General features: G+C 67.5%; 23 protein-coding genes. 16 read left to right on the top strand and 7 right to left on the bottom strand.

Translation table 11 applies throughout. The annotated features are described in order from the left end of the window. Positions 1 to 185: 185 nt before the first annotated feature. Together menD and ACIP9X_RS09000 are read left to right on the top strand one after the other, a co-directional pair. Positions 186 to 1,865: a 2-succinyl-5-enolpyruvyl-6-hydroxy-3-cyclohexene-1-carboxylic-acid synthase gene (gene menD / locus ACIP9X_RS08995; protein ID WP_400479503.1), complete on the top strand. Its 1,680-nt coding sequence runs from the start codon at positions 186 to 188 to the stop codon at positions 1,863 to 1,865. Between the two features lie 201 nt (positions 1,866 to 2,066). Continuing rightward, complete coding sequence (locus ACIP9X_RS09000) at positions 2,067 to 3,062, top strand: hypothetical protein (RefSeq protein ID WP_400479370.1); 996 nt, start codon at positions 2,067 to 2,069, stop codon at positions 3,060 to 3,062. Between the two features lie 40 nt (positions 3,063 to 3,102). On the opposite strand, the gene ACIP9X_RS09005 is transcribed toward ACIP9X_RS09000, so the two are convergent. From ACIP9X_RS09005 to ACIP9X_RS09020, 4 genes are all read right to left on the bottom strand, one after another. After that, on the bottom strand, positions 3,103 to 3,906 hold the full coding sequence (locus ACIP9X_RS09005; RefSeq protein ID WP_400479371.1) for an amino acid ABC transporter ATP-binding protein: 804 nt from the start codon (positions 3,904 to 3,906) through the stop codon (positions 3,103 to 3,105). A gap of 11 nt (positions 3,907 to 3,917) precedes the next feature. Continuing rightward, complete coding sequence (locus ACIP9X_RS09010) at positions 3,918 to 4,712, bottom strand: amino acid ABC transporter permease (protein ID WP_400479372.1); 795 nt, start codon at positions 4,710 to 4,712, stop codon at positions 3,918 to 3,920. Between the two features lie 103 nt (positions 4,713 to 4,815). After that, complete coding sequence (locus ACIP9X_RS09015; RefSeq protein ID WP_400479373.1) at positions 4,816 to 5,625, bottom strand: ABC transporter substrate-binding protein; 810 nt, start codon at positions 5,623 to 5,625, stop codon at positions 4,816 to 4,818. 173 nt (positions 5,626 to 5,798) lie between these two features. After that, positions 5,799 to 7,208, bottom strand: a complete 1,410-nt coding sequence (locus tag ACIP9X_RS09020) for an isochorismate synthase MenF (protein WP_400479374.1) — start codon at positions 7,206 to 7,208, stop codon at positions 5,799 to 5,801. A gap of 106 nt (positions 7,209 to 7,314) precedes the next feature. Between ACIP9X_RS09020 and ACIP9X_RS09025 the strand changes: the two genes are divergently transcribed. The 4 genes from ACIP9X_RS09025 (at position 7,315) to ACIP9X_RS09040 (ending at position 11,734) form a co-directional block, all read left to right on the top strand. After that, the gene (locus ACIP9X_RS09025) at positions 7,315 to 8,094 is read left to right on the top strand and encodes a demethylmenaquinone methyltransferase (RefSeq protein ID WP_400479375.1); all 780 of its coding nucleotides are present in this window, start codon (positions 7,315 to 7,317) and stop codon (positions 8,092 to 8,094) included. A 4-nt stretch (positions 8,095 to 8,098) separates the two neighbouring features. Then, on the top strand, positions 8,099 to 9,430 hold the full coding sequence (locus tag ACIP9X_RS09030) for a geranylgeranyl reductase family protein (protein ID WP_400479376.1): 1,332 nt from the start codon (positions 8,099 to 8,101) through the stop codon (positions 9,428 to 9,430). Between the two features lie 9 nt (positions 9,431 to 9,439). Next, complete coding sequence (locus ACIP9X_RS09035; protein WP_400479377.1) at positions 9,440 to 10,540, top strand: polyprenyl synthetase family protein; 1,101 nt, start codon at positions 9,440 to 9,442, stop codon at positions 10,538 to 10,540. 372 nt (positions 10,541 to 10,912) lie between these two features. Next, positions 10,913 to 11,734 (top strand): DUF559 domain-containing protein, encoded by an 822-nt coding sequence (locus ACIP9X_RS09040; protein WP_400479378.1) that lies wholly within the window; start codon positions 10,913 to 10,915, stop codon positions 11,732 to 11,734. A 169-nt stretch (positions 11,735 to 11,903) separates the two neighbouring features. Here the strand turns inward: ACIP9X_RS09040 and ACIP9X_RS09045 are convergent, their stop codons facing one another. Together ACIP9X_RS09045 and ACIP9X_RS09050 are read right to left on the bottom strand one after the other, a co-directional pair. Then, entirely contained in the window at positions 11,904 to 12,329 is a 426-nt protein-coding gene (locus ACIP9X_RS09045) for a hypothetical protein (protein WP_400479379.1), read from the bottom strand. 14 nt (positions 12,330 to 12,343) lie between these two features. Then, positions 12,344 to 13,015, bottom strand: a complete 672-nt coding sequence (locus tag ACIP9X_RS09050) for a trimeric intracellular cation channel family protein (protein WP_400479380.1) — start codon at positions 13,013 to 13,015, stop codon at positions 12,344 to 12,346. Between the two features lie 60 nt (positions 13,016 to 13,075). Here ACIP9X_RS09050 and ACIP9X_RS09055 point away from each other — a divergent pair, with 60 nt between their 5' ends. The 5 genes from ACIP9X_RS09055 to ACIP9X_RS09075 all read left to right on the top strand — a co-directional run bounded on the left by ACIP9X_RS09055 (position 13,076) and on the right by ACIP9X_RS09075 (position 18,900). After that, the gene (locus tag ACIP9X_RS09055; protein WP_400479381.1) at positions 13,076 to 13,840 is read left to right on the top strand and encodes a sirohydrochlorin chelatase; all 765 of its coding nucleotides are present in this window, start codon (positions 13,076 to 13,078) and stop codon (positions 13,838 to 13,840) included. A gap of 158 nt (positions 13,841 to 13,998) precedes the next feature. After that, positions 13,999 to 15,738 carry a nitrite/sulfite reductase gene (locus ACIP9X_RS09060; RefSeq protein WP_400479382.1) on the top strand — a complete coding sequence of 580 codons (1,740 nt, stop codon included), beginning with the start codon at positions 13,999 to 14,001 and terminating at the stop codon, positions 15,736 to 15,738. 68 nt (positions 15,739 to 15,806) lie between these two features. Next, the gene (locus tag ACIP9X_RS09065; RefSeq protein WP_400479504.1) at positions 15,807 to 16,535 is read left to right on the top strand and encodes a phosphoadenylyl-sulfate reductase; all 729 of its coding nucleotides are present in this window, start codon (positions 15,807 to 15,809) and stop codon (positions 16,533 to 16,535) included. Then, a complete protein-coding gene (gene cysD / locus ACIP9X_RS09070) occupies positions 16,532 to 17,479 on the top strand; it encodes a sulfate adenylyltransferase subunit CysD (RefSeq protein WP_400479383.1) in 948 nt (315 codons plus the stop codon). Before ACIP9X_RS09065 ends, cysD begins: the two co-directional genes overlap by 4 nt. Next, a complete protein-coding gene (locus ACIP9X_RS09075; protein ID WP_400479384.1) occupies positions 17,479 to 18,900 on the top strand; it encodes a sulfate adenylyltransferase subunit 1 in 1,422 nt (473 codons plus the stop codon). Before cysD ends, ACIP9X_RS09075 begins: the two co-directional genes overlap by 1 nt. 300 nt (positions 18,901 to 19,200) lie before the next feature. On the opposite strand, the gene ACIP9X_RS09080 is transcribed toward ACIP9X_RS09075, so the two are convergent. Further along, positions 19,201 to 19,659 carry an SRPBCC family protein gene (locus ACIP9X_RS09080; RefSeq protein ID WP_400479385.1) on the bottom strand — a complete coding sequence of 153 codons (459 nt, stop codon included), beginning with the start codon at positions 19,657 to 19,659 and terminating at the stop codon, positions 19,201 to 19,203. 79 nt (positions 19,660 to 19,738) lie between these two features. On the opposite strand from ACIP9X_RS09080, the gene ACIP9X_RS09085 reads away from it, so the two are divergent. The 5 genes from ACIP9X_RS09085 (at position 19,739) to cobA (ending at position 25,446) form a co-directional block, all read left to right on the top strand. Beyond that, on the top strand, positions 19,739 to 20,905 hold the full coding sequence (locus ACIP9X_RS09085) for an RtcB family protein (RefSeq protein WP_400479386.1): 1,167 nt from the start codon (positions 19,739 to 19,741) through the stop codon (positions 20,903 to 20,905). A gap of 147 nt (positions 20,906 to 21,052) precedes the next feature. Then, a complete protein-coding gene (locus ACIP9X_RS09090; RefSeq protein WP_400479505.1) occupies positions 21,053 to 22,186 on the top strand; it encodes an ABC transporter substrate-binding protein in 1,134 nt (377 codons plus the stop codon). A gap of 52 nt (positions 22,187 to 22,238) precedes the next feature. After that, positions 22,239 to 22,964 (top strand): ABC transporter ATP-binding protein, encoded by a 726-nt coding sequence (locus ACIP9X_RS09095; protein ID WP_400479387.1) that lies wholly within the window; start codon positions 22,239 to 22,241, stop codon positions 22,962 to 22,964. Beyond that, the gene (locus ACIP9X_RS09100) at positions 22,954 to 23,934 is read left to right on the top strand and encodes an ABC transporter permease (RefSeq protein ID WP_400479388.1); all 981 of its coding nucleotides are present in this window, start codon (positions 22,954 to 22,956) and stop codon (positions 23,932 to 23,934) included. The genes ACIP9X_RS09095 and ACIP9X_RS09100 overlap by 11 nt, the downstream gene beginning before the upstream one ends. Before the next feature lie 231 nt (positions 23,935 to 24,165). Next, a complete protein-coding gene (gene cobA / locus ACIP9X_RS09105) occupies positions 24,166 to 25,446 on the top strand; it encodes a uroporphyrinogen-III C-methyltransferase (RefSeq protein ID WP_400479389.1) in 1,281 nt (426 codons plus the stop codon). Positions 25,447 to 25,462 lie beyond the last annotated feature (16 nt).

Below are 25,462 nucleotides of genomic sequence, written 5' to 3' on the forward strand. Positions count from 1 at the left end.
GAGCGTTGGCATTTTGGCGGCAGGATGTGAGGGGGCGTTTCGGAATTCGCGGCGAAAAGTGAGGGAGCGTCGGATGGTGGCAGACTGGTTCGGTGACTTCCGAGGATCCAATGCAGCCTTCCGCCCCAGCTTTTCCCGCCTCCTCTTCAGCCGAACACAGCCAAGACCATAGTTCGCTGACCTCGATGGCGGCCGCGCGGATTGCTGTTTCGGCGCTGCTCGACGGCGGCGTCCGCTATGTGGTGGTCGCCCCGGGTTCACGCTCAGCTCCCATGGCCTACGCGCTGGCCGAGGCGTCGGCGGCGGGGCGTGTGGAACTGCTGGTCCGGATCGACGAACGCTCCGCCGCCTTCACCGCCCTTGGCCTGGCCCTGGTGACCGGCGCCCCGGTAGCCGTCCTGACCACGTCGGGGACCGCCGTCGGGAATCTCCTGCCGGCCGTCATGGAAGCCAACCACGCCGCCGTCCCGCTGGTGGTGCTGTCCGCGGACCGCCCGGAAGAGCTGCGCGGCACCGGCGCGAACCAGACCACCATCCAGCTGGACCTTTTCGGCGACCACGTGCGCTTCGCCGTCGACGTCCCCGCCGGCGAGAGCCCCAAGCGTGCGGTCGATACAGCGCTCGCTGCCGCCACCGGCGCGTTCGAGGACACGCCGCCCGGGCCGGTGCAGCTCAACCTCGCCTTCCGCGATCCGCTTGTTCCGGAAGAGGGGGAGCGGCTCACCGAGCAGCGCGGCCGCGGCCCGTTCCGCATCGGCACCGACCCGCTCACCATGAACCTGACGCACACCACGGCCGACCTGCCCGAGCGGCGCACCGTTGTCCTCGCCGGGCACGACGCCGGGCCGGTCGCCGAGGCGTTCGCCCGGGCCCACGGCCTGCCGCTGCTCGCGGAGCCGTCCTCCAACTCGCGGTTCGGCCCGAACGCCGTGGGCCCCTACCGGCTGCTGCTGGAGCACTTCGGCGCTGACGCTGCGCTGCCGATCGAGCGCGTGGTGGTGTTCGGCCGGCCCACGCTGTCGCGGCCCGTCTCCGCGCTGCTGGCCAGGACCGATGTTCCGGCGGCCCTTTATGAGCCCGTCCCGGTTGCCTGGCACGAGCCCGGGCGCCGCCGCGAAACTCCCGTGGCCAGCCTGACCGGGCTCGCCGAGTTCGCCGGCCGCGGCTCCGCTGCATGGCTGGACGCGTGGCTGCTTGCCGGTGCCGCTGCCCAGCATGCGCTCGACGGCGCGCTCGCCAGCGGAGAGGCGGCGACCGGCCCGGCCGTGGGCGCCCTCGTCTGGCAGCACTCGCGCGGCCAGCTCGTCCTCGGCTCCTCCAACGGGATCCGCGACGTGGACCTCGCCGGCCAGCCCGCCCCCGAACCCTCGGCCACCGTCTTCGCCAACCGCGGCCTCGCCGGCATTGACGGCACCATCTCCACCGCCACGGGCATCGCACTCGGCGGCCACCAGGAAACCACCCTGCTGCTCGGTGACGTCACCTTCCTGCACGACGCCGGCGGCCTCCTCCTCGGCGCCGGGGAGGACCAGCCGCAGCTGCGCATCGTGGTGCTCAACGATTCCGGCGGTGCCATCTTCAGCCTCCTGGAGCACGGGGCCGTGGCCGAGGCAGGTGGCTACGGAGACGCCGTCGAACGCCTCTTCGGCACGCCCCACTCAGTGGACATTGCGGCACTCGCCGCAGCGTACGGCGTCGGGCACTGCTCGGTAAGTACGACGGCGGGACTCGCCGAAGCGCTCGCCGCACCATTCGCTGGGCGCACCATCATCGAGGTGCGCACGGACCGGCACGGGCTCCGGGACCTGCACCGCCGGATCAAGGCGGCGGTAAGCGCGGCCGTGGCCGGGGTCCTCGCCAAGTAGGGGGTCGGCGTAGCCGGGCTGCGGACCGGGACACCCATCCGGCTCTGGGACACGGATACGGCCCTAGGACAGGGATATTCCCGCGTCCTACGCCCGGATGCGCGTCCCGGGGTGAGAAGCGTGTCCTCAGCCGCGTCCCAATTGCCCACATAGCCACTATTCGCTCTTCAGGGGCCGAGGCATTGGTGCGATGTTGTCACCATGAGAGACCTTCCCCCGCTGATCCTGGCCAGAAACCGCACAGAAATTGGTGCAAGTGTGCGCCCGCTGTCCTCCGCCCTAAAGGCCGGCAGCCTGGTGCGCGTCCGCCATGGCGTGTATGTGGAGGCAGCCGAGTGGAAGGACCTAGGCAGCTGGCAGCAGTACAGGCTCCGCATCGAGGCCGTGGCAGAAACCTGCGGTGCCCCCACGATCTTTTCCCATCATTCGGCTGCCTCGGCGTGGGACATTCCCACCATCCAGCGGGCACAGCCGGTGCATGCCCTGACCACCTATCGGGGCGGTGGCAGATCCCGGGCAGGTGTCCGGCGGCACCTGATTGATCCCGCCTGCATAAACGCCCACGAACTGGACGGCCTCCTCGTTACTTCCCGTATGCAGACAGTCCTGGATCTCGCCGCCTTCGTGCCGTTCGCCGAGGCTCTGGTTCCGCTCGACCACGTGCTGAAGCCAGACCCCGTCCATGGACTTCCCGCGCTCACCAAGGAGGAGCTGCTCAGGGCATTACCGGGCCGTTATGTGATGGCTGCCGAACGGCGGGTGCGCGCGGCCATCGAAAATGCGGACCCTGCCTCCGGCTCTGCGGGCGAATCGTATAGCCGCGGATTGATCCTGGCAGCCGGGTTTGCATGCCCGGAACTGCAGTACGAGGTGCGCAGCTCAACCGGTCGGGTAGGCTACTCGGACTTCTACTGGGAGGAAACCCGGACGGTAGGGGAGTTCGACGGCATCGCCAAGTACCAGCGGGCAGAGTATCTCAACGGCCGGACACCGGGTCAGGTGGTGGTCGACGAAAAGTTGCGCGAGGACCGGATCCGGGCGACGGGCAGGAATGTCGTGAGATGGGTGTGGACCGATCTCTGGAAGGCAGGTGAACTCGAGCGCAAGCTTGCAGAGGCGGGGGTGCCGCGCCGTCGTCGGTTCTCCTCAGGATCCGCGAAAAGTGCCAGGACACGGAAACGGTCCGGGGACACCTGAATTTCGGTGTCCTCGGACCGTTTGCGCGTCCGAAGACCGTCTACTCCGAGAGGTCGATGTGCGTCGGGTCCAGGACGCGGCGCAGGAACTCCTTGGTGCGGGCCTGGGTGGGTGCGCCGATGACGTTCTCGGCGTCGCCTTCCTCCACCACCACGCCGCCGTCCATGAAGACCACGCGGTCGGCCACTTCGCGGGCGAAGCCCATCTCGTGCGTGACCACCAGCATGGTCATGCCTTCCTTGGCCAGGTTGCGCATTACCGACAGGACATCGCCCACGGTCTCGGGGTCTAAAGCGGACGTGGGCTCGTCGAAGAGCATCAGCTCCGGGTCCATGCTGAGCGCCCGGGCGATGGCGACGCGCTGCTGCTGGCCGCCGGAAAGCTGGTCCGGGTAGCGGTCGGCGAGGTGCCCCAGCCCCACGCGCTCCAGGTTGGCCTTCGCCACCCTGTCCGCCTCGGCTTGGGAACGCTTGAGGACCTTCGTCTGCGCGATGGTGCAGTTTCGCAGCGCGCTCAGATGCGGAAACAGGTTGAACTGCTGGAACACCATGCCCACCTTGCGGCGCATCCGGTCGATGTCCACGTCCGGGTCCGTGGCGTCAAAGCCACCCACGTGGATGGTGCCCTGGTTCGGCTGCTCCAGCAGGTTGACGCACCGCAGCAGAGTCGACTTGCCGGAGCCGGACGGGCCAATCAGGCAGACCACTTCGCCGGGGGCCACGTCCAGGCTGATGCCCTTGAGGACCTCGTTGGAACCATACGACTTGCGGAGGTCCTTGATGGCCACCCCGGCGGCCTTGACCTGCCCGGTGTGGTTGCGGGAGTGAATTACGACGTCGTTCATGACTTCTCTGCCTATCGCTTGGTCCGCGCGGAGCGGCTTTCGAACTTCCGGGCCAGGAGGCTCAGCGGGATGGTGATCACCAGGTAGAACGCACCGGCCACCAGGAGCGGCGTGAGGCCCGCACCGAGGCTGGAGATGCCGTCACGGCCGAACTTGGTGAGCTCGTACTGCGAGGCAGTCAGACCGAGAACGTAGATCAGCGAGGAGTCCTTGGTCAGCAGGATGATCTCGTTGGTGAGCGGCGGGAGAACGATCTTGAATGCCTGCGGGATGACGATGGTGACCATCGCCCGCCACTGCGGCATGCCAAGGGACCGGGCCGCCTCCATCTGGCCCTTGGGGACAGCCTGCAGGCCGGCGCGGAGCGTTTCCGCGATGTAGGCCGCAGCAACCATGCCAAGGGAAACCATCACGATGACGGTCACGTTCCACTGGACGCCGAAGGCGAGCGGAACGCCGTAGCCAAAGGCAATGAACACCAGCAGCGCCGGGATGCCGCGGAAGAACTCGATGTAGCCGGTGGCGATCCAGCGGTAGAGGGGGAAGCTGGAGAGCTTCATCAGGGCCAGCAGCAGGCCGCCGGAGAGGCCGACGATGAAGCCGAGTGCCGTGTAAAGCAGGGTGTTCGTCAGGCCGGTGACGAAGATGTCCGGGAATATCGGGCCGATCTTGGCGAAGTTGAAGACGCTGTTCCCGATGGTCTCCCAGTCGGTGGCCAGAATCAGCGCGGCCATGGCCACTACAAAGATTCCTGCCTGCACGTACAGGCTTACCCTGGCCCGCTGTCGTGCGGTCATTGCGGTCATTGCCATCGTTGTCTCACATTCATTTTGCGCAGTTGAGGCCCCGAACGGACTGCTGTACAGATCCTGAACGGGGCCCCAGCTGCGTAGGTTTCCGGCGCGCCGGTTACTTGGTGGCTTCGCCGAACCAGGCGGTCTCGAACTTCTTGAGGCTTCCGTCGTCCGTCAGGCGCTTCAGCGTGGTGTTGACCTGCTCGAGCACGGCTGTGTTGCCCTTCTTGACGGCGATACCGAGCTTTTCACCGGTGGCGAAGTCCTCCACGCGCTTGTACTTGGCGTCGTCCTTGATGGCGTACCCGAGAACCGACTGGTTGCCCAGGGCAGCCTCGATGGTGCCGGCCTTGAGCGCCTGGACGAGGAGGCCTGTGTCCTCAAACTGCTGGGCGTCGAGGCCCTGGTCCTTGGCATACTTGGCGCCCGTGGTGGCCTGCTGCACGCCGACCTTCTTGCCCTTGGCGCTGTCCAGGTTGGTGATGCCGGAAGCCTCGGATGCCACCAGGGTCAGGTCGTCGTTCAGGTACGGGTCCGAGAAGTCCATGACGGCCTTGCGGGTGTCGGTGATGGACACCGAGGAGATGGAAACGTCGCACTGCGTCAGCGCTGTGCCAGTCTCGATTGCCTCGAAGGAGCTGTCCACCACGTTGAGCTCGGCCTTCATGTCCTTGGCCAGCTCGCCGGCGATGTCCATGTCGAAGCCGACGATCTGGCCGTCCTTCTGGAACTCGAAGGGCTCGTAGGGGATGTCCGAGCAAACCGTGAGCTTGCCGGCATTGATGAGCTGCACGCCGCCTTCGCTGCTTGTGGCTGCGGGAGCGGTGTTGCCGCCGCCGCACGCGGTGAGGCTGAGGGCCCCAACGGCGAGGAGCGCGGCTGCCTTGGCACTGAGTTTGGCCGTGGCAAGGGACTTGAGCTGCATGTTTCTTACCTTTTGTTGCAGGAGTATGCGGGACTAAGACGGCTTATAGTGTAACGCTGATTGTGAGATGTGCATCACAGAAAACTAAGTTTCACCATTGGATAACTAATTAGGCCTCCTTGGCAAGCCGGAAACGGCGGTGGATGTCTGGAATTCCGGACCGCCCCTTGCTGCTAGTGGCTGATGCCCAGCGATTCGAGCATCGGCCGAAACTTCGCCCACGTCTCGGCCAGCTCCGCCTCGGGGTGCGAACCTTCGACTATTCCACATCCGGCATATAACCGGACCGTCGTGGGGGATTCGATGACGGCGCCGCGCAGCGCAATGCCCCATTCACCATTGCCCGCGGCGTCCAGCCAGCCCACCGGCCCGGCGTACGGTCCGCGGTCCATGTGCTCGAGCTTCCGGATCAGGGCTCCTGCCACCGTTGTCGGTGTACCGCAGACCGCCGCGGTGGGGTGGAGGGCGTTGATCAGGGCAAGGCACGTCGGAACGTGGCCCTCCACCTCGGTCAGTTCGGCCTTTACGTCCGACGCCAGGTGCCACACGTTCGGCAGTTCCAGAATGAACGGTTCGCTGTGCGCGTTCATTGCCTCCGAAAACGGCGCGAGCTGGGTGGTCAGTGACTGGATCGCGATCTCATGCTCGTGCCGCTGCTTCTCCGAGCCGGCGAGGACCCGTTCGGCATAGTCCAGCGGCAGCCCGCCCTCACCCACGGCATCGCGGCGGTCCAGGGTCCCTGCCAGCACCCGGGCCTGGGCGGTGCGTCCTTCCACCTGGATCAGCATTTCCGGCGTGGCGCCGACCAGCCCGTCCACTCCGTAGGTCCAGCATTCGCGGTACCGGACGGCCAGTTGCCGCAGCACCTCGGCCGCGTTGACGCCCTCGGGCACCGTGGCCAGGACGTCGCGGGCCAGCACGAGCTTCTCCAGCTTGCCGGTGCGGATTTCCGCGACGCCGGCAGCGACGGCAGTCATCCAGTCCTCTTCGCTCAGCGAGCCGGTCTGGAGCGTGGCAGCTTCTGAATGCGCGGCGTCAGACTGTACGACGCCGGCAGCTGGCTCCGCGGCTGTCTCACCTAGGGGGGGCCCGCCCGAGCCGGACTCATCCGAGGGAAACTCCTCAGCAGGCGTCGCTCCCGGCTTCGCGGCAGGGTTTTCCAGCCAGCCCCGCAGGGCGGCGAGGGCCCCCTCTTCGGTGAGCTCGCCGTCGTCGGTCTTTATCTGGGTGAGCCAGGCGCGGCCGTCCCGGACGCCCACCACAATCTCCGGCACAATCAGTCGGGACCCGTGACGGGAAACCTTGGAAAAGGCGAACGAGCCGAAAGCCACGGGGCCGGTGCCCGGGCACTCGACGTGGTCGGTGATGTCGGCCTCGATGACCATGTGGCGCCACCAGATGTCGGCCTCGAGGAAGCGTTCCGGGCCTGTGGCAGTAAAGCGGGCCACCTCGCCGAAACCGACCAGACCGGCTTCGCGCCGCGTCCAGCACAGGACGTCGTCCCTCACCAGATACGACGGCAGCCCTCCGGGAGTCGATTCTCCATCCAAAGGGACTGTCAGAGTGCGGAGCGTTCTGGTCATGATGGATCAACACTACTCTCAGCTGCCTAAAGCTTCCTGTTCTGCTGCCACCACGCCGGGCGGCAGGTGGTCACGAAGGCTGCAGAACATTTGAGACAATGACTGGGTGAACCGAGCATCCCTGGAAAAGCGTCCGGACGAAGTAGCCACGATGTTTGACGACGTCGCACCGAAATACGATGTCGTCAATGATGTCCTCTCGATGGGGCAGACCCGCCGCTGGCGCAAGGTTGTGGTGGAAGCCATGGATGTCCGGCCCGGCCAGCGGGTGCTCGACCTGGCCGCAGGAACGGGAACGTCCAGCGAGCCGTATGCCGATGCAGGCATAGACGTTGTGGCCTGCGACTTCTCCCTCGGCATGCTGAAGGTGGGCAAGCGCCGCCGCCCGGACATCGACTTCATCGCCGGTGACGCCACCAACCTGCCGTTCGCGGACAACACCTTCGACGCCAGCACCATCTCCTTCGGCCTGCGCAACGTCAACGAGCCGAAGAAGGCCCTCGCTGAAATGCTGCGCGTGACCAAGCCCGGCGGCAAGATCGTCATCGCCGAGTTCTCCCAGCCCGTGGTGCCGCTCTGGCGCACCATGTACACCGAGTACCTCATGCGCGCGCTGCCTGCCATCGCGGTCAAGGTCTCCTCCAACCCCGATGCCTACGTGTACCTCGCCGAATCGATCCGTGCCTGGCCTGACCAGGACCACCTGGCCGCATGGCTGCAGGACTCCGGCTGGCAGGATGTCACGTACCGCAACCTGAGCGGCGGCATCGTGGCGGTGCACCGCGCCCACAAGCCCGTCACCGGCAACGGCTCGGCCGACGCCATCGCTGCCCACACCGGCCCGGTAGCCAAGCTGCGCCGCAACATCCCGCGGAACGCCCGCTGACACTGTGAAAGTACTGATTGTTGGCGCGGGTCCGGCCGGATCCACCGCCGCGTATTACCTCGCCAAGGCCGGCATCGACGTCACGGTGCTGGAGAAAACCAGCTTCCCGCGTGAAAAGGTGTGCGGCGACGGCCTCACGCCCCGCGCCGTCCGTGAGATCCAGAAGCTTGGCCTGCCGCACCCCGAAGAGGACGGCTGGCGCCGGAACAAGGGCCTGCGCCTGCTCGCGGGCGGCCGGAGCCTCGAACTGCCGTGGCCCGAGGTCTCCGATTTTCCGCAATACGGCCTGATCCGTACGCGCCTTGGTTTCGACGAGGAGTTGGCCCGGCACGCCCAGGCCGCGGGCGCCGTCGTACTGGAACACCACAGCGTCACCGAGGCGCTGCGCAGTGACGACGGCCGCGTGACCGGTGTGCGCGCAGCGATTCTGGACGAGTCGGGGCGCAAGACGGGGGAGACGCGCGACTTCCGTGCCGACGTCGTGCTCGCAGCGGACGGCAACTCCACGCGGACCGCGGTGTCCCTCGGAATCCAGAAGCGCGATGACCGCCCTCTTGGCGTCGCCGTACGCACCTACTTCACCTCGCCGCGCCACGATGACGACTGGATGGAGGGCTGGCTGGAGCTCCCCGGCCGCGACGGCAAGCTGCTGCCCGGCTACGGATGGGTGTTCGGTGTCGGCGACGGCACGTCCAACGTCGGCCTGGGGATCCTGAACTCCTCGAAGGAATTCGGCAAGCTCGACTACAAGCAGGTCCTGCGCGAATGGACCGCCGGCATGCCTCCCGAATGGGGTTTCACGCCGGAGAACCAGGTGGGGGAGATCCGCGGCGCAGCGCTGCCCATGGGCTTCAACCGTACCCCGCACTACTCGCCCGGCCTGCTGCTCCTCGGTGACGCCGGCGGCATGGTGTCCCCGTTCAACGGCGAGGGCATCTCCTATGCCATGGAGTCCGCCCGCTTCGCGGCCGAGTTCATCATTGACGCCGCTTCGCGTTCCGCTTCCGGGGGCTGGGCCGCGTCCGACGCCGATGCCCGCCTCGCCGGGTACGCGGACTACGTGCGCGAACAGTGGGGATCGCACTTCACGCTCGGCCGGGCCTTTGCCGCGCTCATTGGAAAGCCCGCGGTCATGAAGCTCGCGCTGCGGACCGGAATGCCGGTCCCCGTTCTGATGCGTTTCGTGGTCCGGCTGCTGGCCAACCTCACCGATCCGTCGGCCAAGGGTTTCGAAGACCGGGTGATCCGCGTCCTGGAACTGCTGGTGCCGGCCACATCCAATACCTCCTCCGCCCCGCCCGGCCTCAAATCAGCGGTTTCCGCAACAAATAGTTAGGGTTAACCCGTGACCAACTCCGCGAACCACAGCTGGACGCACGCCGGGCACGGCCTGCCGGACTCCGAACCCAGCCTCAACACCACCGCCATCGCCACCGGACTGCAGCTGCCGGCGGGCTTCGCGGCCATCGCGGGAGACCCCGAACTCGGGCCTGCGATCACCACCAACCTGGCCCGCGTGGAGAAGAAACTCCGCGAAGCCATCGCCAACTCCGACCCCCTGGCTGACGCAACGTCGCGGCACCTGGTGGAGGCCGGCGGCAAGCGCATCCGACCCCTGCTGACCCTGCTCTGCGCCCACCTCGGCGACGCCTCGCTGCCCGCTGTGGTGCAGGCCGCCGTCGTGGTGGAGCTGACGCACCTGGCCACGCTGTACCACGACGACGTTATGGACTCCGCTCCGTTCCGCCGCGGCGCCCCTACCGCGCACGAGGTGTGGGGCAACTCCGTGGCCGTCCTGACCGGCGACCTGATCTTCGCCCGCGCCTCCATCCTCGTGTCCGAGCTGGGCGGCCGCGCCCTTGGCATCCAGGCCCGCACCTTTGAGCGGCTGTGCCTGGGCCAGCTCCACGAAACCGTGGGCCCGCGCCCGGACGAGGACCCCGTGGAGCACTACCTCTCGGTGATCGCGGACAAGACCGGATCCCTGGTGGCGGCATCCGGGCAGTTCGGCGCCATCTTCTCCGGCGCTGACGAGTCCTACGAGGATGTCCTGGTGGAATACGGCGAAAAGGTCGGCGTGGCCTTCCAGCTGGCCGACGACGTCATTGACGTCACCGGGGTCAAGGTGAAGTCCGGCAAGTCCCCGGGCACCGACCTGCGGGAAGGTGTTCCCACGCTGCCGGTCCTGCTCCTGCGCAACGCCGCGGCGCAAGGCGACCAGTCCGCCGTCGAGCTTCTCACCCTGATCGACGGCGACCTCTCCTCCGACGAAGCACTTGCCGAAGCGGTTGCCGGGCTGCGCGAGCACCCCGTCACCGCCGCGTCCTGGGTTGTTGCCCGGGCCTGGGCCGACGAGGCGATCGCCGCCCTCGCCCCGCTGCCCGAAGGCGTGGTCAAGGACTCGCTGTCCAGCTTCGCCCGCGCCGTGGTGGACCGCGCGAGCTAGCCTCACCCTTTCAGGCGCAAACGGAACGGCCCCGGTTCCCTGCAGCGCCACACTGCCAGGAACCGGGGCCGTTTCTCCGTTCGCATCAAATCCACCGGAGGCATTTAGTGGATCCGTGAATAAGTCTATGACAGGTTTGTCACATTATTCAAATCTCTTGTTAAACAGCGTGTCACGGCAACTGACCCCTCTCTCCCCGGCGGCTGCTCCCGCCGGCTTTCCCCGCTTTTGACGCTGGGCACCTTGCCCGTGTGGCGTGTTGCAGCGGCTTGCCGTCGGCCGTCCGCGTACGTGGGGAACTTCAGCGGCTGACTGTCCACATAGACCCGTCGGCAGGTGTATTTGCGTGCCCAGGGATGGCGTGATGGTCGGATGGAACTCGTTTCGTACCTCAGGCATGTCGGTTCGGTGGCGCGGACATCAACCCTGCTCGGAGCAGGATTCTCAGAGCGGGGGATCAGGAACGCCGTCGCGGCGGGGGAGGTCGGTCGGCTTCGGCACGGGGTGGTGGCCCTCCCAGGTGCCGCCCCGGACTTCGTGGCTGCGGTGCTGGGCAACGGGCTCCTGACTTGTGCCTCGGCTACCGTGCACCACCGGATCTGGCGGCTGCACGAACCAGACCGCGTTCACCTACTCTGCCGGCACGGGGCAACCAAGGGCGCGGTGATCCACCGGGGCTCCGTCGTGTCGCCCGATTCCCCCTGGCCCGTGGCCGGACTGACAGACACTTTGCTCCACGCCGTGAGGTGCCTGCCGGCGCTGGAGGCCGCCGTCGTCGTCGAAAGCGCAGTCCTGCAGGGCCGGACCAGCCTGCCCTACTTGCGGGAAAGGCTGCCTGGCAACCGGAACGGGGCTGCCCGCCAAGTCCTGGAACTCGTGGACGGAACGGCGGATTCCCCAATCGAGGTGGTGGCGCGGCTGGCGTTCCGGGCCGCGGGCATCCACACGGAAACGCAAGTGGAGCTGCCGAGGATCGGAATTGTGGACTTCCTGCTGGAGGGCTTTCTCATTGTCGAGCTGGACGGCGCGAGTCATCTGGAGCCTGCGCAGGTGAGAAAGGACCGGCGCAGGAACAATGCCACCATCCTGGAAGGCTATGCGGTGCTCCGCTATGGCTACCAGGACGTGGTTTACAACCCGCAGAAGGTCATCGACCAAGTGTGGCAGGTGCTCCGCGGCCGCGTTGTGCGCTGAAACTCCCCACGTTTGGTGTCATAAGCGACGGCAGCCTCGGCGCTTCCGGGCACCGCGCCGCTGGGGAGCTCCAAAGGCGGGGAAATTCCGCGGCGCAAACCAGGGACCCGCAAACCAGGGACCCTGAGACCAGGGACCCGCAAACCAGGGACCCTGAGACCAAGGACCTTTAGTCGTCCTCGTCCTCGAAAGCCCACTCGAACATGTCGAAGACGAACTCCGAGAAGGTTCCTTCTTCGCTCTTCCACTGCCCACGGACGTTGTTGCGGCGGTACACGATGGGGTCCGGGACGCTGAGGTCTCCAACGCGGAAGCCCCAGGTGAAGTTTTCTTCCTCGTCCTCGAGGAACATGAGGAAGCCTTCGTCGTCCACTTCGAGTTCCTCGGGGTCCCAGAAGTAGTGGTACGCCTCCATGAGGTCCTCGCAGCCGCCAAGGGCCAGGTAAAACTCGCGCAGCACCAGGGGAATGCTGAACTGGTGATCGGCGAGGGCCTTATCTAGATCCTCCTCGGGCAGCCCGTCCTCTTCCTGCCATTCGTCTTCGAGATACTTTGGAACAAGCGCGCGGAACTTCTCGAGGAACATGTCAGTCATGGCTCTTATCCTAGCTAATCCCGGCCCCTCGAAATCCCCGCATCCGGGCCCAGCCGGTGCCACCCTCGGACTGCCAGCGGAATCCGCCAGGAACGGCGCCAGGCCACCACGCGGAACGCGAAAACCACGGCCGCCACGGCGAACGCGGAGAGGGTATTGAAGACGCCCGAAACCCACAGGATGGCAGTGAGCGCCGCCCCGGTGAAGGCCGGCAGCGCGTAGAGGTCACGGGCATCAAAAAGCTGCGGCACCTCGTTGGCGGTGACGTCACGCAGCAGGCCTCCGCCCACCGCGGTGGTGACGCCCAGCAGGACGGCCGCCACCGGGTTCATTCCCAGGGCCAGCGCCTTGAGCGTGCCGGTGATGCAGAACAGTGCCAGCCCGCCGGCGTCGAACAGGGTGAGCAGCGAGGTGAAGCGCTGGGCGCTGGAGAACAGGAAGTACACCAGGGCCGTTGCCAGCACGGGAGGCGCAAGGTAGGCGGGGTTGGTGAAGGCCGCCGGCGGGCCGGTGTTGAGGATGATGTCGCGGATCACGCCGCCGCCGAGGGAGACGAGGGACGCCAGGAGGAGGGAGCCGATGATGTCGAACTGCTTCCGCGCGGCCAGCAGTGATCCGGAGACCGCGAAGAAAAAGACGCCGGCCAGGTCCAGCCACACCAGGGCGATGTCAAAGGGGAATGTCATGGAGCGTCCCGGCTCATGTGAAGGGGCGGACAGTGCGGCTCCAACGTTACGCTAGCCCCTATGAACAGCCCGATCATGATCGCTTGTGCCCACGGGACCTCGAACGCCCAGGGAGCGGCCGAGGTAAACGCCCTCCGCGACGCCATCGCGGCGCTCCGCCCCGGGCTCGACGTCCGGGAAGCGTACGTGGACGTCCAGCAGCCTGATCTGGTGGACGTGATGGCGGGCCTTCCCGGGGATCCCGACGGCGGATCGGCCCGCGCTTCCGCGGTGGTGGTGCCGCTCCTGCTCAGCGTGGGGTATCACGTGAAGGTGGACATCGCGCGGGCCGTCAAGAGCCGCCCCGGAAGCGTTGCCGCGGCGCCGCTGGGCCCGGACCCCCGGCTCGCGGCGCTGCTCGACCAGCGGCTCCGCGAAGCAGGCGTCACGGACAACGACTTGATCGTCCTCGCGGCGGCGGGTTCCTCCAACCCCAATGCCGCTGTGAGTGTTGAGGAGCTGACAGAGCAGCTGCGGGCCCTGCGCTCCAACCGGATCGCTCCGGCGTACGGTGCCTCCGCCAAGCCCTCGGTGCCCGAGGCCGTCGCCATGCTCCGTGAGGAAGCCGCCGGCGGTGCAGGGGCAGGGGAGTCCGCAGGTGGCGTGGACATGGGCGGCCGTGTGGTCATTGCGTCCTACCTCCTCGCGCCCGGATACTTCCACGACCAGCTCGCCAAGGCGGGGGCCGACCTCGTCACCGCGCCGCTGCTTCCCTCCCCGGTGCTCGCCGAGATCGCCCTGGAACGCTACGATGCAGCACTGGCTGCGGCTGCGGCCAAGGCCTGAATCGGCGCCCCTGGGCCGAGCCTGAAACTGCCGGCTCCGATGCACAGCAGCCGGGCCTGTTCAAGGCCTTTCGGCGATTCATGACGAAATATTTCCCTAGGTGACCTAGCGTTTCCGGGCCTTTGTGACGGGTTTCCAGGCGGCTCTACAGTCGATGCATGACTGATACAGCTCTAGCCGGAGCGGCCACGGACAAGCCCGCGCGCCCGGCCCGTGCCTCCCGCCCCGCCGCAAAGCCTCATGGCCAGTGGAAGGTGGACGGAACCACCCCGCTGAACGCCAACGAAACCTGGAAGCAGGAAGACGACGGCCTCAACGTCCGCGAGCGTATCGAGTCCATCTATTCCAAGGAAGGCTTCGACGCCATCCCCGGCCAGGACCTGCACGGCCGCTTCCGCTGGTGGGGGCTCTACACCCAGCGCAAGCCCGGGATCGACGGCGGCAAGACCGCCACACTCGAACCGCATGAGCTTGAGGACAAGTACTTCATGCTGCGCGTGAGGATCGACGGCGGCGCGCTCACCACCGAGCAGCTGCGCGTCATCGGCCAGATCTCGGTCGACTTCGCCCGGGATTCCGCCGACCTCACCGACCGCCAGAACATCCAGCTGCACTGGATCCGCGTCGAGGACGTGCCGGAGATCTGGCGCCGCCTCGAAGCCATCGGCCTGTCCACCACCGAAGCCTGCGGCGACGTCCCCCGCGTCATCCTCGGCTCCCCGGTGGCCGGCATTGCCAAGGACGAGATCATCGACCCCACCCCGCTCATCGAAGAGCTGGGGGAGCGGTTCATCGGCAACCCGATCCTGTCCAACCTCCCCCGCAAGTACAAGACCGCCATCACCGGCCACCCGAGCCAGGACGTGGTGCACGAGATCAACGACTTCGCGCTCGTGGGCGTCAAACACCCTGAGCTCGGCGTGGGCTACGACCTCTGGGCCGGCGGCGCTCTCTCCACCAACCCGATGCTTGGCAAGCGCCTCGGCGCATTCGTCACGCCGGAGCAGGCTGCCGACGTGTGGCTCGGCGTCACCAGCATCTTCCGCGACTACGGCTACCGCCGCATGCGCACCAAGGCGCGCCTGAAGTTCCTCATGGCCGACTGGGGTCCGGAGAAGTTCCGACAGATCCTTGAGGACGAATACCTCGGCTACAAGCTGGCCGACGGTCCCGCCGCCCCCAAGCCGTCCACCCCGGGCGACCACGTGGGCGTGCACGAGCAGAAGGACGGCAAGTTCTTCATCGGCGCGACTCCGATCGCGGGCCGCCTCTCCGGGTCCCAGCTGGTGAAGCTCGCGGACACCCTCGAGTTTCGCGGCTCCTACCGTCTCCGCACCACGCCGCACCAGAAGCTCGTGGTCCTCGACGTTGCCAGGGACGAAGTGGAGCCGCTGGTCGCCGAACTGGACGCCCTGGGCCTCTCCGCCCGCCCGTCCGTGTTCCGCCGCGGCACCATCGCCTGCACCGGCATCGAGTACTGCAAGCTGGCCATCGTCGAAACCAAGGTCACTGCGGCTACAGCCGTGGCTGAGTTGGAGCGCCGCCTCGCGGACCTGGCGGACAGCGGCCAGCTCCCGCAGGCACTCTCCCTCCACATCAACGGCTGCCCCAACTCCTGCGCCCGCATCCAGACCGCGGACATCGGACTCAAGGGCATGATGCTCCCCACGCCCGACGGCGACCCCACCCCGGGTTTCCAGGTCCACCTCGGCGGCGGGCTGGCTTCCTCCGATCGTGAAGAGGCTGGCCTCGGACGTACCGTCCGCGGACTGAAGGTCTACGTCGCGGACCTGCCCGACTACGTCGAGCGGGTTGTCCGCCGCTTCGTAGCGGACCGCGCCGAGGGCCAGACCTTCGCCGAGTGGGCCCACGCAGCAGATGAAGAGGCACTCCAGTGAATCCCCAGCCACTCCCCAACCTCGCAAGCTCGGCCGGGAACCCCGGTGTCCGTGGCCCCTCTTCAGGAATTGATCCGGTGGCGGCAGAGACGCCGGCGAAGCGCTCCGTTGAGGAGCTCAAGGCACTGGCGGACGCCGGCGCAGCCGAGCTCGGCTGGGACGCCCCCGCCCGCGAAGTGATCGCCTGGGTGGAGCGCAACTTCGAGATGCCTGCCGTCGCCGTCGCCTGCTCCATGGCCGACGCCGTCCTGCCGGCGCTCGTCGCGGACCAGCTGCCCGGCGTCGACGTCCTGTTCCTGGAGACCGGCTACCACTTCCCGGAAACGTACGCCACGCGCGACGAGGTGGCCGCGAACCTCCGCATCAACGTGGTGGACGTGCTCCCCGAGAACACGGTTGAGCAGCAGGACCGGCTCCTGGGCAAGGACCTGTTCGCCCGCGACGCCGCCCAGTGCTGCGCCCTCCGCAAGGTTGCCCCGCTCCGCCGCACGCTCGCCGGCTACGAACTCTGGTTCACCGGCGTCCGCCGCGACGAGGCCCCCACGCGCACCAACACGCCGCTGGTCACGTGGGACGAAGCCAATGGCCTGGTCAAGGTCAACCCGATGGCTGCCTGGACTTTCGACCAGCTGGTCCAGTACTCCGACGACAACCTCCTGCCCGTCAACCCGCTCCTGTCCCAGGGCTACCCGTCCATCGGTTGCCAGCCCTGCACCCGCAAGGTGGCTCCCGGCGAGGACCCCCGCGCCGGCCGCTGGGCAGGAACCAACAAGACAGAATGCGGACTACACGTATGAGCACTTTCATAACCGAGGAGCCCACCCAGGTGACCGACGTCGCTGCTTCCACGCGCCTCTCCAGCCTGGACACGCTCGAGTCTGAGGCGATCCACATCATCCGCGAGGTTGTTGCCGAGTTCGAGAAGCCTGCGCTGCTGTTCTCCGGCGGCAAGGACTCCGTGGTCATGCTGCACCTGGCCACCAAGGCATTTTGGCCGGGCAAGGTCCCGTTCCCGGTGCTCCACGTGGACACCGGCCACAACTTCCCCGAGGTCATCGACTTCCGCGACCGCACCGTCGAACGGCTGGGCCTGAAGCTCGTCGTCGGCAGCGTCCAGGAGTTCATCGACCGCGGCGAGCTGGCCGAGCGCGCCGACGGCACCCGCAACCCGCTGCAGACCGTTCCGCTGCTGGACGCCATCCAGTCGAACAAGTTCGGCGCCGTCTTCGGCGGCGGCCGCCGTGACGAGGACAAGGCCCGCGCCAAGGAGCGCATCCTGAGCCTCCGTGACGAGTTCGGCCAGTGGGACCCGCGCAACCAGCGCCCCGAACTGTGGAACCTGTACAACGGCCGCCACACCGTCGGTCAGCACGTCCGCGCGTTCCCCATCAGCAACTGGACCGAGCTGGACGTGTGGCGCTACATCGAGCGTGAAAACATCGAGCTGCCGGGCCTGTACTACGCCCACGAGCGCGAGGTCTTCGCCCGCGACGGCATGTGGCGCGCGGTGGGCGAGGTTTCCCAGCCGCTGCCGCACGAGGAAGTCATCACCAAGACCGTCCGCTACCGGACCGTCGGCGACATGTCCTGCACCGGCGCCGTGGAATCGGCTGCCGCCACCGTGCGCGACGTCGTGATCGAAGTTGCCGCCTCCACCATCACCGAGCGTGGCGCCACCCGTGCAGATGACCGCATCTCCGAGGCTGCCATGGAAGACCGCAAGAAGGATGGCTATTTCTAATGAGCACCGAAATCGACACCGCCCGCGCGGCCGCACTTCTTGACGAGGCGCCGCTCGCCTCAGCCTCCCTTTTCCGCTTCGCCACCGCGGGATCGGTCGACGACGGCAAGTCCACCCTGGTGGGCCGCCTCCTTCACGACTCCAAGGCGATCCTTGCCGACCAGCTCGACGCCGTTGCCCGCACCTCCGCGGACCGCGGTTTTGGCGGCTCGGCCGGCGGCATCGACCTGGCGCTGCTGACCGACGGCCTGCGTGCCGAGCGCGAGCAGGGCATCACCATCGACGTTGCCTACCGGTACTTCGCCACGGACCGCCGCAGCTTCATCCTCGCGGACTGCCCCGGCCATGTGCAGTACACCAAGAACACGGTGACCGGCGCGTCCACTGCGGATGCCGTCGTCGTACTCATTGACGCCCGCAAGGGTGTCCTGGAGCAGACCCGCCGGCACCTGTCCGTGCTGCAGCTGCTGCGTGTTGCCCACGTGATCGTGGCCGTGAACAAGATCGACCTCGTTGACTTCAGCGAGTCCGTGTTCCGCGAGATCGAGGCCGACGTGCAGCAGGTCGGCCGCGAACTGGGGCTCGGTTCTGACGGCATCACCGATCTGCTGGTGGTTCCGGTTTCCGCGCTCGACGGCGACAACGTGGTGGAGCGCTCGGAGCGCACCCCCTGGTACACCGGGCCTGCGCTGCTCGAGGTGCTCGAGACGCTGCCGGCTGCCGACGAGCTCGAAAGCCACCTGGAGAGCTTCCGTTTCCCGGTGCAGCTGGTGATCCGGCCGCAGGGCGCGCTGGCACCCGACGCCGTTGCAGGCGGGCTCGACCCGGAGGCATACCGCGACTACCGCGCCTACGCCGGGCAGATCACCGAGGGCTCCGTGAAGGTGGGGGACAAGGTCAGCGTGCTGACCCCCGGCCAGGACCCGCGCACCACCACCGTGGTGGGCATCGACTTCGCCGGTACCTCGCTGGAGGAAGCAGCAGCGCCGCAGTCGGTGGCGATCCGCCTGGCTGACGAGTTCGACGTCGCCCGCGGTGACACCATCGCCGCAGCCGGCACCGTCCGTGAAGCGTCGGCCGACCTATACGCGGCCCTGTGCTGGCTGTCCCCGAAGCCGCTCCGCGAGGGCGCCAAGGTCCTGGTCAAGCACGGCAGCCGCACCGTCCAGGCACTGGTCCGCAGCGTCAGCGGCAAGCTGGACCTGGCCACCTTCAAGCTCGAGGGTGCTTCCAACCTGGAGCTCAACGACATCGGGCACGCGCAGCTCCGGCTCGCCGCCCCGCTGCCGCTGGAGAACTACCTGCACCACCGCCGCACAGGCGCGTTCCTGGTGATCGACCCGCTGGACGGCAACACCCTCGCCGCGGGCCTGGTCAAGGACCACCCGGGCGACCACGAGGACGAGCGCTACAGCATCTGATCCCGCTTGCCTTGGCCGCGAAGAAGGCCCCGGCCCGGACGTTTCCGGACCGGGGCCGTCGGCGTTCCCGGCACGCGCGAGCTTGGCCCTGCACCGGCACGCGCACGCGCGGCCCTGCCCCGCACGGGCGGCCCTGCACCGGCACGAGCGGCCCCGCCCGGTGCGCGCGGCCCTGCCCCGGGCGGGCTGCCCTGGGCCCGACCCGGCACGCGCGGCCCTGCCCGGTGAGCGCGGCCCGGCCCCGCACGGGCGGCCCTGCCCTGGGCCGCTTGAGCGGGCCAAGGCCGCTCAAGCAGAGGGTCATGCCTGACCGGGGCCTGCTGCGTCGCCAGCTTCGAGGATCGACTTGAGCTTCTGCAGGTCCTTGCGGGTTGCTCTGCGGATCATCGGAGCCATGAGCAGCCCCGCGAACTTAGAGAAGCCCGAGGGCTTGCCCGTGTTGCCGAGCGTCATGCGGGTCCCGCCGCTGACCTCTGCCCACGTGTAGGTGGTCTGCATCGGAAACGGGCCGAGGGCGGTGCGCATCACGAGCTTCTCGCCTGGAGCGTACTCGACGAATTCATAGGTGTAACTCAAGTCCCGGCCCAGGAACCTGGCAGTGAAGGCGACCTTGGATCCGACGTCGATCGGCCCCGCCGTCAGCCGTTGCGCCGAGTGGATGTTCTCATACCACCGCGGAGCGTTGTCCGGATTAGCCGCAAACTCAGCCACTTCAGAGCTCGGCCGGCGGATCAGGATCTCGGTCTGAACGTTCACCATACTTGTGTCTCCTTGGTAAGAGGCCGAGGGTTAGCCTAGAAATTACGTTAGTCCTCGTTCAGCCCGTGGAGGGGAAGTCGTGGAAACCATCAGCAGCCGGCTCATCAACTGGGCGTCGATCCTGGACGACAAGACCCGCGAGCAGGCCCTGGCGACCGCTCAGCTGCCATTCATCTACCCGCATCTGGCGCTGATGCCGGACGCGCACCTGGGCAAGGGCGCCACGGTGGGGTCCGTCATTCCGACGCTGGGAGCCATCATCCCGGCCGCCGTCGGAGTGGACATCGGCTGCGGCATGATCGCGGTGCGTACCCAGTATTCCCTCAAGGAGCTGCCCCGGGACCGCAGGCCGCTGCGCGAGGACATTGAGCGAGCTATTCCGCTCTCCGCCGGCCACAACAACCGGAAGGTGGCGGCCACTGCTGCACCCCGGGTCGCCGAGCTGCGGAGGCGGGCCGACAAGGCCGGGTTTGATCCGGGACGGTACATGGGGAACTGGGACCTGCAGCTGGGGTCCCTCGGCTCCGGCAACCACTTCATCGAGGTGTGCGCGGACGAAAACGACGGTGTCTGGCTGTTCCTGCACTCCGGTTCGCGCGGCATCGGCAACAAGATCGCCCAGCACCACATCACGGTGGCCCAGGGAGTGGCCTCGGATAAGCGCCTGACCCTGCCGGACCGGGACCTCGCGTACCTCGAGGAGGGCACGCCCCAGTTCATGAGGTACATGGAGGAGCTCCGGTGGGCGCAGCATTTCGCCCTGCTGAACCGCGAAGAAATGATGGACCGCGTCATCACGCAGTTCGGCAAATGGGTGGGCGGGGCCGTGCGAGAGCTGGAACGGATCAACTGCCACCACAACTTCACGCAGCAGGAAACCCATTACGGCAAGTCCGTCTGGGTATCCCGCAAGGGCGCCATCAAGGCAGAGGCCGGGGACCCGGGGCTCATCCCGGGCTCCATGGGCACGGCATCCTACGTGGTCGAGGGGCTGGGCAATCCCGTGTCATTGAATTCGTCGCCGCACGGCGCCGGGCGGGAGTACTCGCGCAAAGCGGCGCGCAAGGCGTTTTCCCTGGCCCAGCTGAAGGAAGCCATGCACGGCATCGAGTTCCGCGTCACCGAGGCGTTCATCGACGAGATCCCGGCAGCCTACAAGCCCATAGACCAGGTGATGCGCGACGCCGCCGACCTCGTCAAGGTGCGCCACCGGCTGCGGCAGCTCATCAATGTCAAGGGGGACTGACCCCTCGATTTCCATCGGACGGCGGACAGGGAGATTTTGTGGCCGAATGTGACGCTGCATGAACCTGCGTGACCCCCGGTTTCCCATCCGTTGAACCCGGTTTACCCCACTCCCTATGGTGAATCCATGACTACTTCCAGGCCGGGCATGACCCGCATTGTGGCCGGCGAAAGCCAGACGCCCAAGCGGCGCCGCGCCCTGGAAGTCGCGCTGGCCCTCGGACTGGTGCTGCTGATCATCGTGGGCGCCGTGATGGGCTCCGCAGTGGCCCGGGATTCGAACGCCTCGGCCGCCTCCATTTCGTCAGAAGGTCCAGCGAGCGAGCTGAAGCTGGGCTACTTCGGCAACATCACCCACGCCGCGGCGCTCGTCGGCGTGAAGCAGGGCCTCATCGAGAAGAACCTGGGCAGCACGAAGCTCAGCACACAGGTCTTTAACGCCGGCCCCGCCGCGGTTGAAGCACTGAACGCCGGCGCCATTGACGCCGCGTACATCGGGCCGAACCCGGCGATCAACTCGTTCGTCAAAAGCAACGGCGAGTCCGTCAGCGTCATCGCCGGGGCAGCGTCCGGCGGGGCGCAGCTCGTGGTCAAGCCCGGGATCGAGAGCGCCGCTGACCTGAAGGGCAAGACCCTGGCCTCGCCCCAGTTGGGCGGCACCCAGGACGTGGCGCTGCGCGCCTGGCTTGGCAAGCAGGGTTACAAGACCACTCCCGACGGCGGCGGGGACGTTGCAATCAACCCCACCGAAAACGCGCAGACGCTGAAGCTGTTCCAGGACGGCAAGCTCGACGGCGCGTGGGTGCCCGAGCCGTGGGCGTCGCGGCTGGTGCTGCAGGCCGGGGCCAAGGTCCTGGTGGACGAGAAGGACCTCTGGGACGGGACCGGAACGGGCAAGCCGGGAGAGTTCCCCACCACAATCCTGATCGTGAACAAAAAGTTCGCTGCCCAACACCCCGAAACTGTCAAAGCCCTGCTCAAGGGCCATGTCGCAGCGGTGCAGTGGCTCAACGACACCCCGGCCGCCGAAAAGGCCAGCGTCATCAACGCGGCCCTGAAGCAGGACGCGGGCAAGGCGCTGTCGCCGGACGTCATCGACCGCTCGCTGCAGAACATCGTGTTCACCGTGGACCCGCTGGCGGGAACCTACGAGAAGCTGCTGCAGGACGGCGTGGACGCCGGCACCACCAAGCAGGCAGACCTCAACGGCCTCTTCGACCTCAGGGCACTGAACTCGGTGGCCAAGAACAATACTTCGGCGGCAGGGCTGGGGCTGGACTAGCGTCCGCCCTCCGCGCCACTGCAGTTAACGCACACGAACAAAGGACGGGACCATGCCAGTCGTACTGGAGAACCTGGGCAAGCGCTTCGGCGAAGGCGCCCCGGTGCTGGACGACGTCAACGCCACCATTGCGAAGGGCGAGTTCGTCGCCCTCCTCGGTGCGTCCGGCTGTGGCAAGTCCACCCTGCTGAACATCATGGCGGGACTGGAGCTCCCGACGTCGGGCGCCCTGGAGGTGCCCAGCGACGGTGCTGCCTTCATGTTCCAGGACTCCGCACTGTTCCCGTGGCTTACCGCACGCGAAAACGTTGAGCTGGCCCTGAAGCTGCGCGGTGTCGGCAAGGCCGAGCGGCGCGTGAAAGCAGCCGAACTGCTGGATCTCGTGCACCTGGCTGAGGCGGCCGACAGGCGCCCGCATGAGCTGTCGGGCGGCATGCGCCAGCGCGTGGCCCTTGCACGCTCACTCGCGCAGGACCGCCAGCTGCTCCTCATGGACGAGCCCTTCGCGGCCCTGGATGCCATCACCCGGGACCTGCTGCACGACGAACTTGAGCGCATCTGGAAGGAAACGGGGCGCACCATCGTCTTCGTGACGCACAATGTCCGCGAGGCGGTCCGCCTGGGCCAGCGCGTGCTGCTGCTGTCCTCCCGGCCCGGCCGCGTGGTCCAGGAATGGGCAGTCACTGAAGAGCACCGTACCGACGCCAGTCTTGCCGGACAGCTGACCGGGGTCATCACCGCCCGGCTGCGAGAGGAGATCCGCCGCCATGCCAAGTAATTCGTCTCCCGTGGCCGAATCGCCCGAGTCTCCTCTGGTCGAGCCCGAATCGCCGCCGGTCGAGCCTGTCGGCTCCACCAAAATCCACGCAGCCCTGACGCGGTCCTCCACCGGTTCCGCCGACCTGCGGGAACTCGAATCCGGACTCGACTCCCTGCAGTCCGACGCCGCCCGCAAGGCACGCGTCGACTGGAGCCGCGTCCTGCTGCCGATCGCCGCCCTCGTGGTGCTCGTCATCATCTGGCAGTTCTACGTCTCGCTTGGCCTGAAGCGCCGCGACCAGGTGCCCGGCCCGATGGACGTGGTGGCGCAGTTCGGCACGCTGTGGGCCGAGGGGTCGCTGCTGGAAGCCGTGTGGACATCGCTGCAGCGCGGGCTTCTGGGCTTCCTGATCAGCGTTGTCATCGCGACGCCGATCGGCCTGCTGCTGGCACAGGTGGCTCCGCTGCGCCGGGCGTTCGGCCCGCTGATTTCCGGGCTCCAGGTCCTGCCGTCCGTGGCCTGGGTGCCGGCGGCCATCATCTGGTTCGGACTCACCGATGCCACGGTGTACTTCGTCGTGTTCATGGGCGCCATCCCGTCGATCATCAACGGCCTCATCTCCGGCGTGGACCAGATCCCGCCGCAGTACCGCAGCGTCGGCACCGTGCTGGGTGCATCGCGGCTTCAGATGGCCGTGCAGATCATCCTTCCCGCGGCCCTTCCCGGTTACCTCGGCGGGCTCAAACAGGGCTGGGCGTTCTCTTGGCGCTCTCTCATGGCCGCGGAAATCATCGCCGTGGGCGGCACGATCGGCTTCGGCCTCGGCTCCATGCTGAACCAGGGCCGCGACCTCGCTGACATGACCATCGTGATGTCCGCGATCCTCCTCATCCTGGCGGTCGGCATCCTGATCGAGCTGCTCGTTTTCGGCCCCGTGGAGAAACGCCTGCTCCAGCGCCGCGGCCTCCTCTCCGGCAGCACCCGCTAAGCACCTCCACCGCACTTCACCCGAAAGCCCGACGGCGACTCCCGCCGTCGGGCTTTCTGCTGCCCGTTTTGCCGCTGCCCGCCAAGGCCGCCGCCCGAAGCCTGCGGCGAAAGGAAGGCGGCCGACGGCGGCCCGCCACCCCCAGGACACAATGTGACGCAGCGTTACCTTGCGTGAACTGGTGTTTCCCCGCCGTTGTTGGGGCATGTGACGCGGCCCTACCGTTGATTCATGGCAATTCAGGACATCTATCCCACGGCGCTGCGCCTCCTCGGCCGCCCCGTGCTCGTCGTGGGCGGCGGGCCCGTGGCTGCACGCCGCGCCAAGGGCCTGCTCGACGCCGGCGCCCGGGTCACCGTGGTCGCCCCCGTTGCCTCCGCCGCGCTCCGTGAACTCGCCGACGCCGGCCTGCTCACCTGGGAGCCCCGCACCTACCGTTCCGGGGACGTCGACGGCGTCTGGTTCGTGCAGACTGCCACCGGCGATTCCGTTGTGGACGCCCAGGTGTCGTCCGACGCCGAGGCGCAGCGCGTCTGGTGCGTCAACGCCTCCGACCACGAAGCCTCCGCCGCCTGGACCCCCGCGGTCGCCGTCGTGGACGACGTCAAGATCGCCGTCAACGCCGGGGGAGACCCGCGCCGCGCCATGGCCCTCCGAGACGCCGTCGCCACCGCACTGGAATCCGGCGACCTGCCCCTCCGCCGCCGGCGTGCCTCTGTGGGAACCGTTGCCCTCGTGGGCGGCGGTCCCGGCGACACCGGCCTCATCACCGTCCGCGGACGGCGGCTCCTCGGCCAGGCCGACGTCGTGGTCGCTGACCGCCTCGGCCCCCGCGAGCTGCTGAACGAACTCGCCCCCGACGTCCGCGTCATCGAGGTCGGCAAGACCCCGGGACACCACCCCGTGCCCCAGTCCGAGATCAACCAGATCCTCGTGGACGAAGCCCTCGCCGGCCACCGCGTGGTGCGCCTCAAGGGCGGCGACCCCTACGTCCTGGGCCGCGGCGGCGAGGAAGCGGAATTCTGCCGCCGGCACGGTGTCGAGGTTGAAGTCGTGGCCGGCGTCACCTCGGCGATCTCGGTCCCGGCAGCCGCCGGCATCCCAGTAACGCACCGCGGCCTGGCCAAGGGCTTCAGCGTGGTCACCGGGCATGAAGAACTGTCCGAGGTTCCGGCCCGGCCCGACCACACCGTGGTGCTCCTCATGGGGGTCGGCCAGCTGCGCGAATCCGCGTCCGCTCTGGGCAAAGCCGGCCTGCCCGGGGACACTCCGGTTGGTATTGTGGAGAACGGCTACTTGCCGAACCAGCGCGTCACCATCGGCACCCTCGGAACCATCGCCGACCAGGCCGAGGCCACCGGCGTCGCGAATCCTGCAGTGATCGTCATCGGTGACGTTGTGCGCGTAAGCCCCTTCGCGCCGTCGCACTTCAAAACCGCTGACTACAGCACCACCAGCCCCAACAAGCCCCGCACCAGAACTACGAGCCCCACCCGCGTTCTCACCCCCTAGCCCCCAAGCGGGACCG

The organism is Arthrobacter sp. NPDC093125 (genome assembly GCF_044754225.1).
In the GTDB taxonomy this organism is placed as follows: domain Bacteria; phylum Actinomycetota; class Actinomycetes; order Actinomycetales; family Micrococcaceae; genus Arthrobacter.

What these genes read in the sequence shown, in the direction of transcription:
- menD (WP_400479503.1), top strand. Translation starts at nt 186, where the DNA reads ATGGCGGCCGCGCGGATTGCTGTTTCGGCGCTGCTCGACGGCGGCGTC.
- ACIP9X_RS09000 (WP_400479370.1), top strand. Translation starts at nt 2,067, where the DNA reads ATGAGAGACCTTCCCCCGCTGATCCTGGCCAGAAACCGCACAGAAATT.
- ACIP9X_RS09005 (WP_400479371.1), bottom strand. Translation starts at nt 3,906, where the DNA reads ATGAACGACGTCGTAATTCACTCCCGCAACCACACCGGGCAGGTCAAG.
- ACIP9X_RS09010 (WP_400479372.1), bottom strand. Translation starts at nt 4,712, where the DNA reads ATGACCGCAATGACCGCACGACAGCGGGCCAGGGTAAGCCTGTACGTG.
- ACIP9X_RS09015 (WP_400479373.1), bottom strand. Translation starts at nt 5,625, where the DNA reads ATGCAGCTCAAGTCCCTTGCCACGGCCAAACTCAGTGCCAAGGCAGCC.
- ACIP9X_RS09020 (WP_400479374.1), bottom strand. Translation starts at nt 7,208, where the DNA reads ATGACCAGAACGCTCCGCACTCTGACAGTCCCTTTGGATGGAGAATCG.
- ACIP9X_RS09040 (WP_400479378.1), top strand. Translation starts at nt 10,913, where the DNA reads ATGGAACTCGTTTCGTACCTCAGGCATGTCGGTTCGGTGGCGCGGACA.
- ACIP9X_RS09045 (WP_400479379.1), bottom strand. Translation starts at nt 12,329, where the DNA reads ATGACTGACATGTTCCTCGAGAAGTTCCGCGCGCTTGTTCCAAAGTAT.
- ACIP9X_RS09050 (WP_400479380.1), bottom strand. Translation starts at nt 13,015, where the DNA reads ATGACATTCCCCTTTGACATCGCCCTGGTGTGGCTGGACCTGGCCGGC.
- ACIP9X_RS09055 (WP_400479381.1), top strand. Translation starts at nt 13,076, where the DNA reads ATGAACAGCCCGATCATGATCGCTTGTGCCCACGGGACCTCGAACGCC.
- ACIP9X_RS09060 (WP_400479382.1), top strand. Translation starts at nt 13,999, where the DNA reads ATGACTGATACAGCTCTAGCCGGAGCGGCCACGGACAAGCCCGCGCGC.
- cysD (WP_400479383.1), top strand. Translation starts at nt 16,532, where the DNA reads ATGAGCACTTTCATAACCGAGGAGCCCACCCAGGTGACCGACGTCGCT.
- ACIP9X_RS09075 (WP_400479384.1), top strand. Translation starts at nt 17,479, where the DNA reads ATGAGCACCGAAATCGACACCGCCCGCGCGGCCGCACTTCTTGACGAG.
- ACIP9X_RS09080 (WP_400479385.1), bottom strand. Translation starts at nt 19,659, where the DNA reads ATGGTGAACGTTCAGACCGAGATCCTGATCCGCCGGCCGAGCTCTGAA.
- ACIP9X_RS09090 (WP_400479505.1), top strand. Translation starts at nt 21,053, where the DNA reads ATGACCCGCATTGTGGCCGGCGAAAGCCAGACGCCCAAGCGGCGCCGC.
- ACIP9X_RS09095 (WP_400479387.1), top strand. Translation starts at nt 22,239, where the DNA reads ATGCCAGTCGTACTGGAGAACCTGGGCAAGCGCTTCGGCGAAGGCGCC.
- ACIP9X_RS09100 (WP_400479388.1), top strand. Translation starts at nt 22,954, where the DNA reads ATGCCAAGTAATTCGTCTCCCGTGGCCGAATCGCCCGAGTCTCCTCTG.
- cobA (WP_400479389.1), top strand. Translation starts at nt 24,166, where the DNA reads ATGGCAATTCAGGACATCTATCCCACGGCGCTGCGCCTCCTCGGCCGC.